The organism is Janthinobacterium sp. BJB401 (genome assembly GCF_013372745.1).
Lineage (GTDB): Bacteria > Pseudomonadota > Gammaproteobacteria > Burkholderiales > Burkholderiaceae_D > Janthinobacterium > Janthinobacterium rivuli.
Window position 1 is genome coordinate 58698 of the sequence record NZ_JABXFH010000033.1, and the last position, 13447, is coordinate 72144.

A 13447-nucleotide genomic window follows, 5' to 3' on the forward strand; every position below is an offset into this window, starting at 1 on the left:
CGCAATGGAACTACCCTTTTTCAATTCCGATCATTTTTGGCGGCGACGGGTCTTTTCTGCGCTCGCATACCAATACGCGCAATGCGACAGATAGCGGCACGCCATTTGTGTGCAAATATTTGGCTGCCACGGCGGTGCCAAGCATTTCCTGGAAAATAATCGCCACATCTATTTTTTGTGCCATCAATGCATCGATCCGCCTGGGATGATCAAGCGCCACCTGCGCGAGGTCACCGATGTAATTTTTATTTACCATGTAAATTCATGTCAAATATGGAACAAGCACCGTATGCTCCCGCTTCAGCCTGCCGCAATTCGACAGACCGCCTTGATTGATCCTTTTCCAGTACCAAGTATTTTTTATTTCTTCAAGCAGACATCACTCACTGAACCACTGCTGACCCCATATCCTAGCAGTAAGAATATATTCTAAAATCAATACACAAAAAACATTGACTTATATCAACTCAGATAATGCAGCAGGCATGGAATTGTAAAAATATAAAATCAATATTCCATTGGGAAATAATTTACCAACCACAAGAAACATTAATTCCCATCTGGAATTTATTTTATTTAGAATAATATAAATTTCCCAGTGAAATTTTTAACAGACGAGCGATTCCTTCGTGCGCTAGAGAAAATTTTTATATAGTAATATTTAAAAGATATTCAAAGCATTTTGGGTGAGCATTCCGGATGGTAAAAAAAAGAAACACTTCATACGTCATCGAGTTTACGCAGCGAACGACGCGGGTATTAAGGTCGCTCAATGTTGAGTCTGGAAGGATGAAGATTGATATCAAAGACACGGCGATGCCGTTCGACACGCGTATAGTCGATGCCTGGGTCAGCATCGAAGACGGCATCCTGTGGCTGGAGCATGAAACGGGAGAGGACTATACGGTGAAGATCGGGCTTGCAACAGTGCTACGCTGGTCACGTGAGCCCAAATGGTAAGCAGACTGCCGGCCCCACGCGGCACTTTTCCAGTTGGACTGCCACCGTGCGGGAAGCGGGCTTGAGGCGCAATGCCTTGCCATAAGCAGGGGTATTACAAGGCATCGAGGTTTGCCAGCATCTTGCGCGCCTGTTCCTTGAAATCGGCGATTGCCGCCTCGTCCATCTTCTCCAGCTGGCGATACGCCATGCCTATGCGGGGATTGCGTTCCAATGTGTCCGCGTTGCGATGGAAAAAATCCCAGTACAGGGCATTGAAGGGACAGGCGCGCTCGCCGATGCGCGCCTTTTTATCGTAATGGCAGCCCTTGCAATAATCGCCCATGCGGTCGATATACGCGGCGCTGGAGACATACGGCTTGGTGGCCAGCAGCCCGCCATCGGCGAACTGGCTCATGCCGACGGTGTTGGGCAGTTCCACCCACTCGAAGGCATCGATATAAATACCCAGGTACCAGCCATGCACCCGGGCAGGGTCGAGACCGGCCAGCAGCGCGAAATTGCCGATCACCATCAGGCGTTGGATGTGATGCGCATGGGCCTGGTCCAGCGACTGGGTGATCGCCTGCGACAGACAATGCATCTTCGTCTTGCCATCCCAGAACCATGCCGGCAGCGGGCGCGCATGTCCAAAGAAATTTTCCTCGGCATACCCAGGCATATGGGCCCAATACACGCCGCGCACATATTCGCGCCATCCCAGTATCTGGCGTATAAAACCCTCGACCGCGGCCAGCGGCGCATGGCCCGCCTGGTAAGCCGCTTGCGCCCTGGCGACGACTTCGCGCGGGTTGAGCATTTTCACGTTCAGCGCGAACGACAGCAGGGAATGAAACAAGCGCCACGCCTTGACGCTCATCGCATCCTGAAAGTCGCCAAAATGCGGCAAGGCCCGCTCGATGAAGGCATCGAGCTGCTGCAGCGCTTCATCCCGGTTCAGCGCCCACGCCAGCCGGTCGGCATGCGGCGCGCCGAAGCTCTTCACGCCCGCGGCGACGATGCTTTGCCATAGCAAAGAATGGTCATGCACGGTGCGCGGATCCTGCGGCTCGGCGGGCGTGCCGCGCCAGGGCTTGCGGTTATCGTGGTCGAAGTTCCACTGGCCGCCGACGGGCTTTTTCGCGTCTTCCATCAGCACCTGATGCGTGCTGCGCATCTGGCGGTAGAAAAACTCCATCAGCCATTGCTTGCGTCCGGCGAAAATATCGGCAGCCTCGTGGCGGGCCGTGTAGAAATGGTCGCATTCGACCATCAGCCATGGTATGCGCGAACGGCGCCCGGCCTGGTACAGCTGCTGGTCGAGGCGCCACTCGTCGGGCGCCTGGTATTCGAAGGCGGCGGCGTCATAGTGGCGTATCAGCGCTTCGATATTCTCCGGTATCGACCGCGTGCTTGCCACGTCGTCGATGGCGATGTAATGCACGGTGTGGCCGAGCTGGCGCAACTGGCGCGCCAGCTCGCGCATGGCAGCGAAGATCGCCAGGATTTTCTGCGCATGATGCAGCACATAATCGGTTTCTTGCCGCACCTCCATCAAGACATAGATGGTGGCGCCATCGACCTCGGTGAACCAGCGATGCCGTGCATTGAGCTGGTCACCGAGTATCAGGCGCAGCGTGGGCTTCGGTGAGGTCATGATTATTCTTTGCAATGGTTGAAATCGCCATGGCGGCGCTTATCCTTGCGGCACCGGCTGCGCCGCGGGAGCAGGCGCAGGCGCCGCCTCTTGCACCGCCTTGCCATGCGACTCCTGTCCGCCCTCGCCTTCGGGCGGCATGGCCAGCGGCGCGGCCGGCGCGCCCTCTTGCAGCAAATCTCCCGGCTCTTCCACCGGTTCGTCCTCGGGCTCGTCGACCGGCTCCACATGGCGCAGCGGCGGCGGTGGCTTGCCGCCAGGGAAGATGGCGTCGCGCGACAGTTTTCCCGTGTCGAGCGCCGTCTTGAAGAAGTCGCCCACCACCAGCACGGCGTTGTGGCCGCCCTGGCCCCAGTAATTGCTGCGCATGGTGACGCGCGCGTCGTTGAAACCGACCCAGGCGCCGCCCACCAATTCCGGATGCATCAGGATGAACCAGCCGTCCGCATTGTTTTGCGTGGTGCCGCTCTTGCCGGCCACGTCGGAACGGATGCCGAAGCGGCTGCGGATGGCCGTGCCCGTGCCGCGGTCGATGACGCCGCGCATCATGTCCGTCAGGGTGGCAGCCGATGCTTCCTGCATGGCGCGCTTGGGCTTGTCTTCGCCGAAGCGGGCGATGACCTTGCCTTCGCGGTCGGTGATGTGCGTGACGACAAACGGCAGGCGCGCCTCGCCCTGGGCCGCGATGCTGGCGTAGGCGTTGACCATTTCCAGCAAGGTGACGGGACTGGTGCCCAGCGCCAGCGACGGCACTTTTTCCAGCTTGCTGTCGCGAATGCCCAGCGCGCGCGCCAGCTTGATGATCGGCGGCAAGCCGACGTCCTGCATCACTTGCGCCGTGATGGTGTTTTTCGAATACACGAGGCCGTCGCGCATGGTCATGTCGCGCCCCGTCGTGCCGCTCATGTCCGTCGGGCGCCATTTGGTGCCGTCGGCCGCCTTGATATCCATCACTTCATCGCGGTAGACGTGCTCGGGACTTAAACCCTTTTCCAGCGCCGCGCCATACACGATGGGCTTGAAGGTCGAGCCGGGCTGGCGCGCCGCCTGCGACACGTGGTCGAACTGTTCGCGTGCAAAGTCGCGGCTGCCCACCCAGGCGCGCACGGCGCCCGTGGCCGGGTCCATGGCCGTAAAGCCCGCTTCCAGGCGCGTCTTCGACTTGCGCAGGGCCGCCATGAAGGCGCGGTCACCTTTCAGTTGCGCCAGCGCGTCGTCCGGCGTGCCACCAGCCGTCGTCAGTTTGCGGTAATCGCCCGACTCGCGCACGAAGCTGTCGAGCAAGCCGGGATGCGATTTCCAGAAATAATCGAAGGCCACGCTGCCGCCCTGCATGCCCGCGTACATGCCCGTCGAGGTGGACGACGGCACACCGGCGCGGCTCCATTCCACGTCGGCGATCGCCTGCAGGGCGTTCGCCTGGCGCTCGACGGCGCGCTCGGCCGCCTGTTGCAAGTCATGGTCGAGCGTGGTGTGCACAATCAAGCCGTCGCGCTCCAGGTTGTAGTCGTTCTCGTCGGCCCACTCGATCAGCCACTTGCGCACATAGGCCGTGAAATGGCTGTCCGATTGCGCCCGCTCGCTCTGGCGCTCGAAATGCAGGCGCAGCGGACGCTTGATCAACTGTTTATAGCGCGCCTCGTCGATGACGTCATGCTTGCGCATCTGCCCCAGCACCACGTTGCGGCGCTGCAGGGAACGTTCGGGATTTCCGACCGGATTGTAGTAATTCGTGCCTTTGAGCATGCCGACCAGGGTGGCGCTTTCCAGGATGTCGAGGCGCGAGGCGGGCTTGTCGAAGTAGGTGCGGGCCGCCATTTCGATGCCGTAAGTGTTGTACAGGAAGGGTACCGTATTCAGGTAGGCTTCCAGGATTTCCGTCTTGCTGTAGGTGGCCTCGATCTTGAGGGCCGTGATCAGCTCCTTCAGCTTGCGGTTCAGGTTGCGCGAGCGGCCGATTTCCTCGGGGAACATATTGCGCGCCAGTTGCTGCGTGATGGTGGAACCGCCCTGGGGATTGCCGCTTGCGGTGTGCAAGACGGCGCCCGCCGTGCGCGTAAAATCGATGCCGTGGTGGTCGTAGAAGCGGTGGTCTTCCGTCGAGATCAAGGCGCTGATCACGTTCGGCGAAATCTGCTTCAAGGTGACCCGTTCCTGCAAGCCCTGGTCGAAGCGGGCCAGTTCCTCGCCATCGGCGCTGACCATGGTGCTCGGCGCGGCCGCGCGCGCCTGGCGCAAGTCGTGGATGCTGGGCGTGAGGGGAATCAGCAACAGCATGTACACGGTCAGCAGCGCCAGCACGGCCAGGAAAGACCATAGCCCCAGCACCAGCGCGCGCCGCACGGGCGGCAGGGTCATCAGGTGCGCGTGGCCGCGCCGGTACAGCGCCACCGCCTTTGTCCACGCCACTCCCGCCACGCGCAAGGCTTGCGCGCGCGCCCATGTCCATGCCTGCCGTGCTTTTTCCTGAAACTGCTCCATGCCTGATGCCATGCTTGTAACCTTGTCTGATGCCGGAAAATCCGTTTCAGCAAGTATATAGGGCGGGCAACAAAGCGGGCCGGAATTTACGCCAGGCAAGCATCGAGGCGCGCCAGGCTGACGCCGACATACGCGCCCACGCAGCGCGCGTCATGCGTCGTAAACGGGTTTTCCAGTTGCAGCAGGCCGCAATCGCAGATGACGGGGTCGACCTGGGTCACGACGCCCAGCGCCAGGTAGCGCCAGCCGTCGAGCCGGCGCAGCCCCTGCACCCGGTCAGGGTTGGCGCGGAAGATGGCGTCCCAGTCGTCAAGTTCGCTGGCCATGGGCCACAGTTCGAGCTGGACTTGCGTGCCGGCGGCCATCTGCCCGCCGCCGAACTCGTCCATCACGTGCAGGCGCTGGCCATCCACCTCGATGATGGCTTCCAGGTACTCGCCGTCGGACGCGATGAAGGTGGCGGCAACGATGCTGGCCGTCACTTCTGCGCCTGCTCCAGCAGGGCCGGCAATTCCTTCAGCATGGCCTCGCGCGTGCGCAAGCCGGCCGACTGCTCACCCTTCTTGTCATCCTGCACCAGGCGCGCAAAGACGATGCTGCGCTCGCCCTTGCTGGCCCAGCCCACGAACCAGCCGTAGCCATGCGCTTCGTCGAAGCCGCCGTCGGCCTTGCGCGGGAAGGCGGCGCCCGTCTTGCCATGCACTTGCCAGCCGCCCACGTCCGCCAGGCGGGTCAGGCGCTGCGTTGCTTCCATCGCCTGTTTCGTCACGGGCAGCTGATAATTGACCAGCTTGCGCAAGAACCCCAGCTGTTCCAGTGGTGAAATTTTCAGCGAAGAACTGATCCACGAGCGCTCCAGGCTGTTGTCCTTGCCCGGATCTCCCGAGACATCCGCATTGCCATAGCGCAAAGCCTTCGCGTATTTCTGGAAGCGCTCGGCGCCCAGCGCCTGCGTGATCTGCTGCGAATACCAGACGACGGAATACTGCATCCAGCGCGACGGGTCCGTATCCTGGCGCCAGGCTTCGCCGCCCCAGTCCACGTAGCCCTGACGGTACGGCAGGGCCGGCTTGTGCTCGTCCTTGAGGAAGCCGGCGTCATAGCCCATCAGGCTGAGCGCGATCTTGAACGTGGATGCAGGGGTGACTCTGTCGAGGCAATTGCCCTCTTGCAGCAAGACGGCACCCGTTTTGGCATCGGCCATGGCCGTGCAGATGGTAGCGGCCCTGGCCTGCGAAGCGGCCAGGGTGGCGGCCGTCAGGCCGAGGATAAACTGGAACAATGCGCGATATTTCATGGGCCTCCGGGGTTGGGGGAGAAGGACAAAGCGAAATTGTACCGGGCAGCACGGCGCGATGCCAGCGCTGATAACATTGCCTTGACCTTAGTGACCGCCCGGCTGGCGTTCCCGCTTCAGCCGCTCCTCTTCCAGCTCGTCCATACCCAGCTTTTCCTCGTCGATCAGCGCATGCTCGCGCCGTTCGCGTTCCAGCTCCGCTTCCAGGCTGTCATCATTGACTTCCCGCTCGATTTTCTCCGGCATGCTGTGCTCCTCCAGGGTGGTTGACTAGTATTCTCCGGCAAGCTTGCCCGCCTGTGCCACGGCGTCGTGCGGATGCAGGCTTTCCATATGCCGTACGGTAACACGCGCCTGCGCATGATGTGACGCCAGTGGCGCCAGCGCCGCCTGCACGCGGCGGGCCGCATCTTCCACATACATCAGGTTAGCACCATTCAGGCGCGCGAACGCCTGTTCGTCCGCCCGTTTCACGGCCGTCTGCAAGGGCGTCGCCAGCGCCGCCTCCACCAGGTCGATCAGGGGGAACAGCTCCAGCTCCGCCTGTTCCGTCAAGGGCACGGTGACCGTCGCCGTGCTGCGCTGGCTGTGCGGCGTGGCCAGGCTCGCGTGTTCCTGCAGCCAGGCGCGCGCGGCCGCGCCGTCGATGCCGCCCGCGCCGAACCGCGCCGCAAAGGCGTCGGCCAGCAATTGCCGCGACAGCGCCGCCGAACATGGGCAAGTCGACGAGTAGCCGATCTCCACCGTCAGGGACAGCGCAAAGCCCTGCGGAGTAACACTGGCCTGCAGGCGCACGGGATACGATTTCCAGCCCGACAAGCCCGCCGTCAGCAGCGCCGGCTGGCGCCGCAGCAAGGGAAACGCCAGCGCCAGGCGCGCCTGCGTGCTGCCGCAATCGGCGTGACTGTCCACCATGCGCCGCAGCACGGCGGCCAGCCCTCCCGCATCGAGCGGCTGCGCGGCGGCAAACGCATCAAGCAGCAGATACAAACGCGACATGTGGATGCCCTTGACGCGCGGGTCGGGCAAATCGACTTGCACGTCGGCCCAGGCATGCACTTGCTGCGCCTGCCCGCCCTCTTCCAGCCACAGGGGCAAGGCGATGCCCTGCATGCCGACCCACTCGAGCGGCAAGGGGCTGCCCAGATGGGGGCCGGCCGCCACGTCAGGCAGGGGCGAGGAAATCGAATCGCGCTTCATGGGATGACTCCATATGCAAACAAGTTGCATATCATGAAGAAAAATTCCCGCATTTGCAAGCAACTTGCATTAATGCGCGTATTGACGGGTCAACTGGCCTTGCGAAACGTCAGATTGATGCGCTGCGCGCCCAGCACCGCGTGTTCGCCTTCCTTCAGCGGCGCCACGCCGTGGAAGCGCAAGCGGTCGGCGCCGCCCCACACCACCACGTCGCCGTGCAGCAGACCGATGCGCGCCGCCTTGTCGGCCCGCTCGGCTCCGCCAAACAGGAAAGTGGCGGGCAAACCGAGCGAGACGGAGACGATGGGCGCGTTGAAATCGCATTCATCGCGGTCCTGGTGCAGGGCCATGCGCGCGCCGGGCGCATAGCGGTTAAGCAGGCAGGCGTCGGGAACAAAGCCCGGATAGCCGGCCGCCAGCGCCGCCGCCTGCGCCAGGCGCAGGAACACGGGCGGCATCGGCGGCCATGGAAGACCGCTGTCCGGATCGCGCCGCGCATAGCGGTAGCCGCGTCCATCCGTGACCCAGCCCAGGGGGCCGCAATTGCTCATGGCAACCGACATGCGCAAGCCGCCCGGCGTAGCCATGTGGCGCAGGGGCGCGGCCAGCACGATGGCGTCCAGGGCCGGCAGCAGCTCGTCCAGGCAGGGCAGCGCGAAAGCGCGCAGCAGAACGGACGCGCACGAGCCCGGCACCAGCGGCACGGGGCCGGCCGGGACTTGTTCTTCATCGGCGAACAGGGACAGGTTCATGCCGCCTATTTTAGCCGCGCCATGGAAAAAGCGCGCGCGGCCGCCCCATGGTGCGCTACAGTAGCGCTTCCGACCACTAACACCCGCCTCCACGATGGATCATTACGCCGATTTGCTGCAAACCCTGGCGCAGCAGGAAGAATCCCTGCAATTCGAACGCTTCGACAACGACGCCGCGCTGGCCGTGGGCCTGTGGATCGTCGAGGAAGTGCGCAAGCGGGGCAAGGCCGTCACCGTCAACATCACGCGCAACGGCCAAGTGCTGTTCCACCACGCCATGACGGGCGCCACGGCCGACCAGGCGGACTGGATACGCCGCAAGAACAATACGGTGCAGCGCTTTTGCCGCAGCTCCTATTACATGGGCATCTCGTATAAAAGCCGCGGCAGCACCTTCGAAGACGTGAAATACCTCGATGACATCGAATACGCGGGCCACGGCGGCGCCTTTCCCCTGCTGATACGCGGCGTGGGACTGGTCGGCACCGTCACCGTTTCCGGCCTGGCGCAGGCGGACGACCACGCGCTGGTGGTGGCCGCGCTGCAGGCGCAGCTGGACGCGCACTGACGCCCCGCAGGCGCCATCCGCGCCGGCTACCGGGACAGGCTCTAAATGCGCTGGCCGCCGTCGATGGGAATTTCCGCGCCCGTGATGTACGAGGCGCGCTCGCTGCACAAAAACTCCACCAAATCGGCCACTTCGGCCGTCGTGCCCAGGCGGCGCAGGGGGATTTGCGTGTCGACGATGTGCGAGGTGCCAGGCGACAGGATGGCCGTGTCGATTTCGCCCGGCGCGATCGCGTTGACGCGCACGTTCAGCGGCGCCATGTCGTTGGCCATTTCGCGCGTCAGCGACGCCAGCGCCGCCTTCGAACTGGCGTAGGCCGAGCCGGCAAACGGGTGCACGCGGTAGCCGGCGATCGAGCACAGGTTCACGACGGCGCCGTGCGCGTTCGACAATTCCTGCGCGAAGCCGCGCGTCAGCGCCAGCGGCGCAAAAAAGTTGGTGTTGTACATTTCCTGCCACGTCTGCATGTCGGTGGTCAGCGAATTGACGCGCGAGCCGCCCGGCCCCTTCGGCGACACGCCCGCATTGTTGACCAGGGCGTGCAGTTTCGAGTCGCCCAGCATGGGGCGCAGCGTCTCGACCATTTGCCCGATCTGGCTCAGGTCCGACAAATCCATGCACACATGCGTGTTGTGCTCCTGGCTGCGCGGGCAACCGCCGGGAATCGGGCTGCGCGAGACGGTGATGACCCGCCAGCCCAGGCTGCGGAAGCGCTCGGCCACCGCGTGGCCGATGCCGCGGCTGGCGCCCGTGACGATGGCGGTTTTCTGTTCACTTTTCTGTTCAGTCTTGTGCTCAATGTGCGTCATGTTCTTCCTCGTTCTGTTCTTGTTCGCTTGCGCCGGCGTGGATGCGCTCCTGGCGCATGACATAGGCCAGCATCTGCGTGCCGCCGTCGAGAATGTCCTGTTCGATGGCGCGCCGCGCGGCCGCGCCGTCGCGCTGGCGCAGCGCGCTGATGATGGCGTGGTGGTGGCCTACCCGCATGTCGGGCGAAAAGCTGGCGTAGCCGGCAGCGATCAGGGGCGCCGTCTGCATCCACAAATGGTCGACGAAGCGTTTCAAGGTCGGCATGCCGGCCGCCTGCGCAAGGCCCAGGTGAAACGCCTGGTTGCATTGCAGGGCCGCCGCCAGGTCGTGCCGGGCGATGGCCTCTTCATTCGCCTGCAGCAGGCGCTCCAGGTCGGCCAGGGTAGCGTCGTCGATGCGCTGCGCCGCTTCGAACGCGCCCAGGCCTTCCAGTTCCAGGCGCAGCGCGCGGATTTCCAGGTAGCGCGCCACGCTCAGCACGGGCACGCGGAAGTCACGGGGCGAGCGCAGCACCAGCGCCTCTTCCTGCACCAGCTGCAGCATGGCGTCGCGCACGGGCGTGACGCTCGTGCCCAGCTGCAGCGCCAGCTCACGGATGCGCAACCGGTCATTCGGCTGGAAGCGCCCGGCCGCCAGCGCCTCGCGCAGCATGGCGTACACGGACTTGCCCAGATTGACGTGCACCAGACTGTCCAGTTGATGGTTCATGCGTGTTCTTGATCGTTGAAAAATTATGATGCATCATACATCAATGTGAAAAACAGTGTTTTTCCTGGCGTGCACAGAAGACAGGACGCGCCGCCAGACCGTACAATCAGCCGCCACCGTCTCGAAAGGAATGCCTTTGAACTGGGATTATCCGCAGGCCCATACCCTGCCCGTCACGCCCGAAGCGGGCGACATCGACGGCTTGCAACACACGAATAACGCCGTCTATGTGCGCTGGTGCGAACATATCGCCTGGCACCACTCGGCCACCCTGGGGCTGGACCTCGACGATTACCGGCGCCTGGACCGCGCCATGGCGATACGCCGCGGCGAATACGACTACCTGCTGCCGACGCGGGCCGGCGAAGCGCTGACCCTGGCCACCTGGCTGTGCGCCAGCGATGGCCGCTCCAGCATGGAACGGCGCTTCCAGCTGATCCGCGACAGCGACAGCGCCACCGTCGTGCGCGGACGCTGGGACTTGATCTGCATCGAATTGAGCAGCGGCCGCGCGCGCCGCCTGCCGCCCGAGTTTCTGGCCGTGTACGAACCGGCCATCGTCTTGGCTGGCGCGTAAAGCGGACGCCTGGGCCGCCGTTTTGCGCGCCATTCGGCGAAGATGCGGGGCTTTTCTTGCGCCTCCGCAGTGCAACATGCATTTCGCTCCTGCTTTGCCCGTGCATGCTTTAGAATCAGCGACCTCAGCCCCGTAAAACAGGATAAAACATATGACGGCAGTCGGGAATACCGAACCACAAGAGCTCAAGCGCGGCCTGAAAAGCCGCCACATCCAGCTCATCGCCCTGGGCGGTGCCATCGGCACCGGCCTGTTTCTGGGCATCGCGCAAACCATCAAGATGGCCGGCCCCTCGGTTCTGCTGGGCTACGGCATCGCCGGCGTCATCGCCTTTTTGATCATGCGCCAGCTGGGCGAGATGGTGGTCGACGAACCCGTCGCCGGCTCCTTCAGCTATTTTGCCAACAAATACTGCGGCCACCTGCCCGGCTTCCTGTCGGGCTGGAATTACTGGGTGCTGTATGTGCTCGTCAGCATGGCCGAACTGACGGCCGTCGGCATCTACGTGCAGTACTGGTGGCCCGGCGTGCCCACCTGGGTCTCGGCGCTGATCTTCTTTTGCGTCATCAACGCCATCAGCCTGCTCAATGTAAAGGCTTTCGGCGAGATGGAATTCTGGTTCGCCCTGATCAAGGTGGTCGCCATCATCGGCATGATCGTCTTCGGCGCATACCTGCTCGCTTCCGGCGACGCCGGTCCGCAAGCCTCGGTGGCCAACCTGTGGCAGCACGGCGGCTTCTTCCCGAACGGCTGGCAGGGACTGGTGATGGCCATGGCCGTCATCATGTTTTCGTTCGGCGGCCTGGAACTGGTGGGCATCACGGCGGCCGAGGCGGATGATCCAAGCACGACGATTCCGCGCGCCACCAACCAGGCCATCTACCGCATCCTGATTTTCTATATCGGCGCGCTGGGCATCTTGCTGTCGCTGTACCCGTGGCAAAACGTCGTCACCGGCGGCAGCCCCTTCGTGCTGATCTTCCATGCGCTCGACAGCAATCTGGTGGCCACGGCCCTGAACGTGGTGGTGCTGACGGCCGCCCTGTCCGTCTACAACAGCGGCGTGTACTGCAACACGCGCATGCTGTTCGGCCTGGCCAAGCAAGGCAATGCGCCGCGCGCGCTACTGCACCTGAACCGCCGCGGCGTGCCGCTGGTGGCGCTGGGCGTATCGGCCCTGGCGACGGGCGCCTGCGTGGTGGTCAATTACTTCATGCCGGGCGAAGCGTTCGAAGTACTGATGGGCCTCGTCGTGTCGGCGCTGATCATCAATTGGGCCATGATCAGCTGGATCCATTTGCGCTTCCGCGCACAGAAGAAAATCGAAGGCAAGACGACCCTGTTCCAGAGCCTGGGCTACCCGTTCACCAACTACCTGTGCCTGGTGTTCCTGGCCGGCATTCTGGTGATCATGTACCTGACGCCGGGCCTGCGCATTTCCGTCTACCTGATACCCGTGTGGCTCGCCGCGCTGGGCGTCGGTTACTGGATCAAGCAAAGCAAGGCCAGGGCATAGGCTTGCGCTGTATTTTGCAATCGGCAAACAAAAAGCCCGTCTTCGCAGACGGGCTTTTGACATTGGAGGCTGCCGGTTTTACGCCGTGGCGGCCCCACTCTCCTCCGGCAGCACATCGGCTCGCCACGTGCTGATGGTCATGCCCGCATACGACTGCAGCAGCACGTCGTCGCTCAATGTCAGCATCGCCTGCTGGCGCTGCTCCGCCTTTTTCTCTGGAGTCATGCCCAGCTCGTCCGTCTTGTACGGCCCCAGCACGGGCAGCAGGTCGCGCAGCACGGAATAGTTGCCTGGCGTGGTCTTGTCCGATTCCAGCTTGCCCAGGAAATACTTCATGACGCGCTCGGACTGGTTGCCCTCCTGCCGCAAGCTCGCCTTGACCATCTTGCCATCCTTGTACGCCACTTGCGCATCGCTGCTGGCCGTATCCTCGATCTGATGGTAGGTATAGTTCTGCGATTCCGTATTGTCCAGCAGGCGCAACGGCACGCCGGGGACGAGCGTTTCATGGAAGCTGGCGCTCAGCTTCGATTGCTGCTGCTGCCGGATCGACCGCTCGTCCTGGCTGGCGCCGGCCTGCTCCGTCTTTTGTGACACTTCATAATTGAAGCCATCCCTTTCCGCACTGCGCATGGGATTGCTGAATTTCACGGTTTGCGACACGGAGGCGCTGAAATCGGCCAGTCCCGTCAGGATGGACTTGTCCTCGGCCGCCAGGCGCCACTTGCCCGTCGCGGGATTGTCCGTGGCCACCTGTGGCGCGGCGGCGTTGCTGTGCAAGGCAGTGAAGCTATCCTTGAGCATGGACACCAGGCCCGCGTCGCCATGGCCGCGCGACGCCGCCTGGTCGAACTGTTTCATGTAACTGTCCAGCGCCTTGGCTTGGCGCTCCTTGCTGCCCAGGGTATTGAGTTGGCTGGCGTCGGCCATGACGGGGCCGCG

14 protein-coding genes and 1 pseudogene are annotated in these 13447 nt (G+C 62.8%); 4 read left to right on the plus strand and 11 right to left on the minus strand.

Annotated features, from left to right (window positions below; genetic code table 11):
* Nucleotides 1–10 precede the first annotated feature (10 nt).
* On the minus strand, nucleotides 11–256 hold the full coding sequence (locus HWE17_RS19805) for a hypothetical protein (RefSeq protein WP_099402167.1): 246 nt from the start codon (nucleotides 254–256) through the stop codon (nucleotides 11–13).
* Nucleotides 257–789: 533 nt separating this feature from the next.
* Between HWE17_RS19805 and HWE17_RS19810 the strand changes: the two genes are divergently transcribed.
* Nucleotides 790–960, plus strand: a complete 171-nt coding sequence (locus tag HWE17_RS19810) for a hypothetical protein (protein ID WP_176389913.1) — start codon at nucleotides 790–792, stop codon at nucleotides 958–960.
* 94 nt (nucleotides 961–1054) lie between these two features.
* Here HWE17_RS19810 and HWE17_RS19815 read toward each other — a convergent pair whose 3' ends face one another.
* The 7 genes from HWE17_RS19815 to alkB all read right to left on the minus strand — a co-directional run bounded on the left by HWE17_RS19815 (nucleotide 1055) and on the right by alkB (nucleotide 8326).
* A complete protein-coding gene (locus HWE17_RS19815) occupies nucleotides 1055–2596 on the minus strand; it encodes a cryptochrome/photolyase family protein (protein ID WP_176389914.1) in 1542 nt (513 codons plus the stop codon).
* 39 nt (nucleotides 2597–2635) lie between these two features.
* Entirely contained in the window at nucleotides 2636–5089 is a 2454-nt protein-coding gene (locus HWE17_RS19820) for a penicillin-binding protein 1A (protein WP_176389915.1), read from the minus strand.
* Nucleotides 5090–5163: 74 nt separating this feature from the next.
* Complete coding sequence (locus HWE17_RS19825) at nucleotides 5164–5559, minus strand: hypothetical protein (RefSeq protein WP_176389916.1); 396 nt, start codon at nucleotides 5557–5559, stop codon at nucleotides 5164–5166.
* Nucleotides 5556–6374 carry a class D beta-lactamase gene (blaOXA, locus tag HWE17_RS19830; RefSeq protein ID WP_176389917.1) on the minus strand — a complete coding sequence of 273 codons (819 nt, stop codon included), beginning with the start codon at nucleotides 6372–6374 and terminating at the stop codon, nucleotides 5556–5558. The genes HWE17_RS19825 and blaOXA overlap by 4 nt, the downstream gene beginning before the upstream one ends.
* 87 nt (nucleotides 6375–6461) lie before the next feature.
* Complete coding sequence (locus HWE17_RS19835; protein WP_157814607.1) at nucleotides 6462–6620, minus strand: hypothetical protein; 159 nt, start codon at nucleotides 6618–6620, stop codon at nucleotides 6462–6464.
* Nucleotides 6621–6644: 24 nt separating this feature from the next.
* Nucleotides 6645–7574, minus strand: a complete 930-nt coding sequence (folE2, locus tag HWE17_RS19840; RefSeq protein ID WP_217916828.1) for a GTP cyclohydrolase FolE2 — start codon at nucleotides 7572–7574, stop codon at nucleotides 6645–6647.
* Nucleotides 7575–7663: 89 nt separating this feature from the next.
* The gene (alkB, locus tag HWE17_RS19845; protein ID WP_176389918.1) at nucleotides 7664–8326 is read right to left on the minus strand and encodes a DNA oxidative demethylase AlkB; all 663 of its coding nucleotides are present in this window, start codon (nucleotides 8324–8326) and stop codon (nucleotides 7664–7666) included.
* A 94-nt stretch (nucleotides 8327–8420) separates the two neighbouring features.
* Here alkB and HWE17_RS19850 point away from each other — a divergent pair, with 94 nt between their 5' ends.
* Entirely contained in the window at nucleotides 8421–8894 is a 474-nt protein-coding gene (locus HWE17_RS19850; RefSeq protein ID WP_116744637.1) for a heme-degrading domain-containing protein, read from the plus strand.
* Nucleotides 8895–8935: 41 nt separating this feature from the next.
* Here the strand turns inward: HWE17_RS19850 and HWE17_RS19855 are convergent, their stop codons facing one another.
* Nucleotides 8936–9703 (minus strand): SDR family NAD(P)-dependent oxidoreductase, encoded by a 768-nt coding sequence (locus HWE17_RS19855; RefSeq protein WP_176389919.1) that lies wholly within the window; start codon nucleotides 9701–9703, stop codon nucleotides 8936–8938.
* The gene (locus HWE17_RS19860) at nucleotides 9690–10412 is read right to left on the minus strand and encodes a GntR family transcriptional regulator (RefSeq protein ID WP_051958643.1); all 723 of its coding nucleotides are present in this window, start codon (nucleotides 10410–10412) and stop codon (nucleotides 9690–9692) included. The genes HWE17_RS19855 and HWE17_RS19860 overlap by 14 nt, the downstream gene beginning before the upstream one ends.
* A gap of 136 nt (nucleotides 10413–10548) precedes the next feature.
* Here HWE17_RS19860 and HWE17_RS19865 point away from each other — a divergent pair, with 136 nt between their 5' ends.
* Together HWE17_RS19865 and HWE17_RS19870 are read left to right on the plus strand one after the other, a co-directional pair.
* The gene (locus HWE17_RS19865) at nucleotides 10549–10989 is read left to right on the plus strand and encodes a thioesterase family protein (protein ID WP_217916829.1); all 441 of its coding nucleotides are present in this window, start codon (nucleotides 10549–10551) and stop codon (nucleotides 10987–10989) included.
* Nucleotides 10990–11140: 151 nt separating this feature from the next.
* Nucleotides 11141–12505, plus strand: coding sequence for an amino acid permease (locus HWE17_RS19870; RefSeq protein ID WP_176389921.1), 1365 nt, complete (start codon nucleotides 11141–11143; stop codon nucleotides 12503–12505).
* 78 nt (nucleotides 12506–12583) lie between these two features.
* Here the strand turns inward: HWE17_RS19870 and HWE17_RS19875 are convergent.
* Nucleotides 12584–13447: pseudogene (locus tag HWE17_RS19875) on the minus strand (hypothetical protein); the annotation flags it as partial.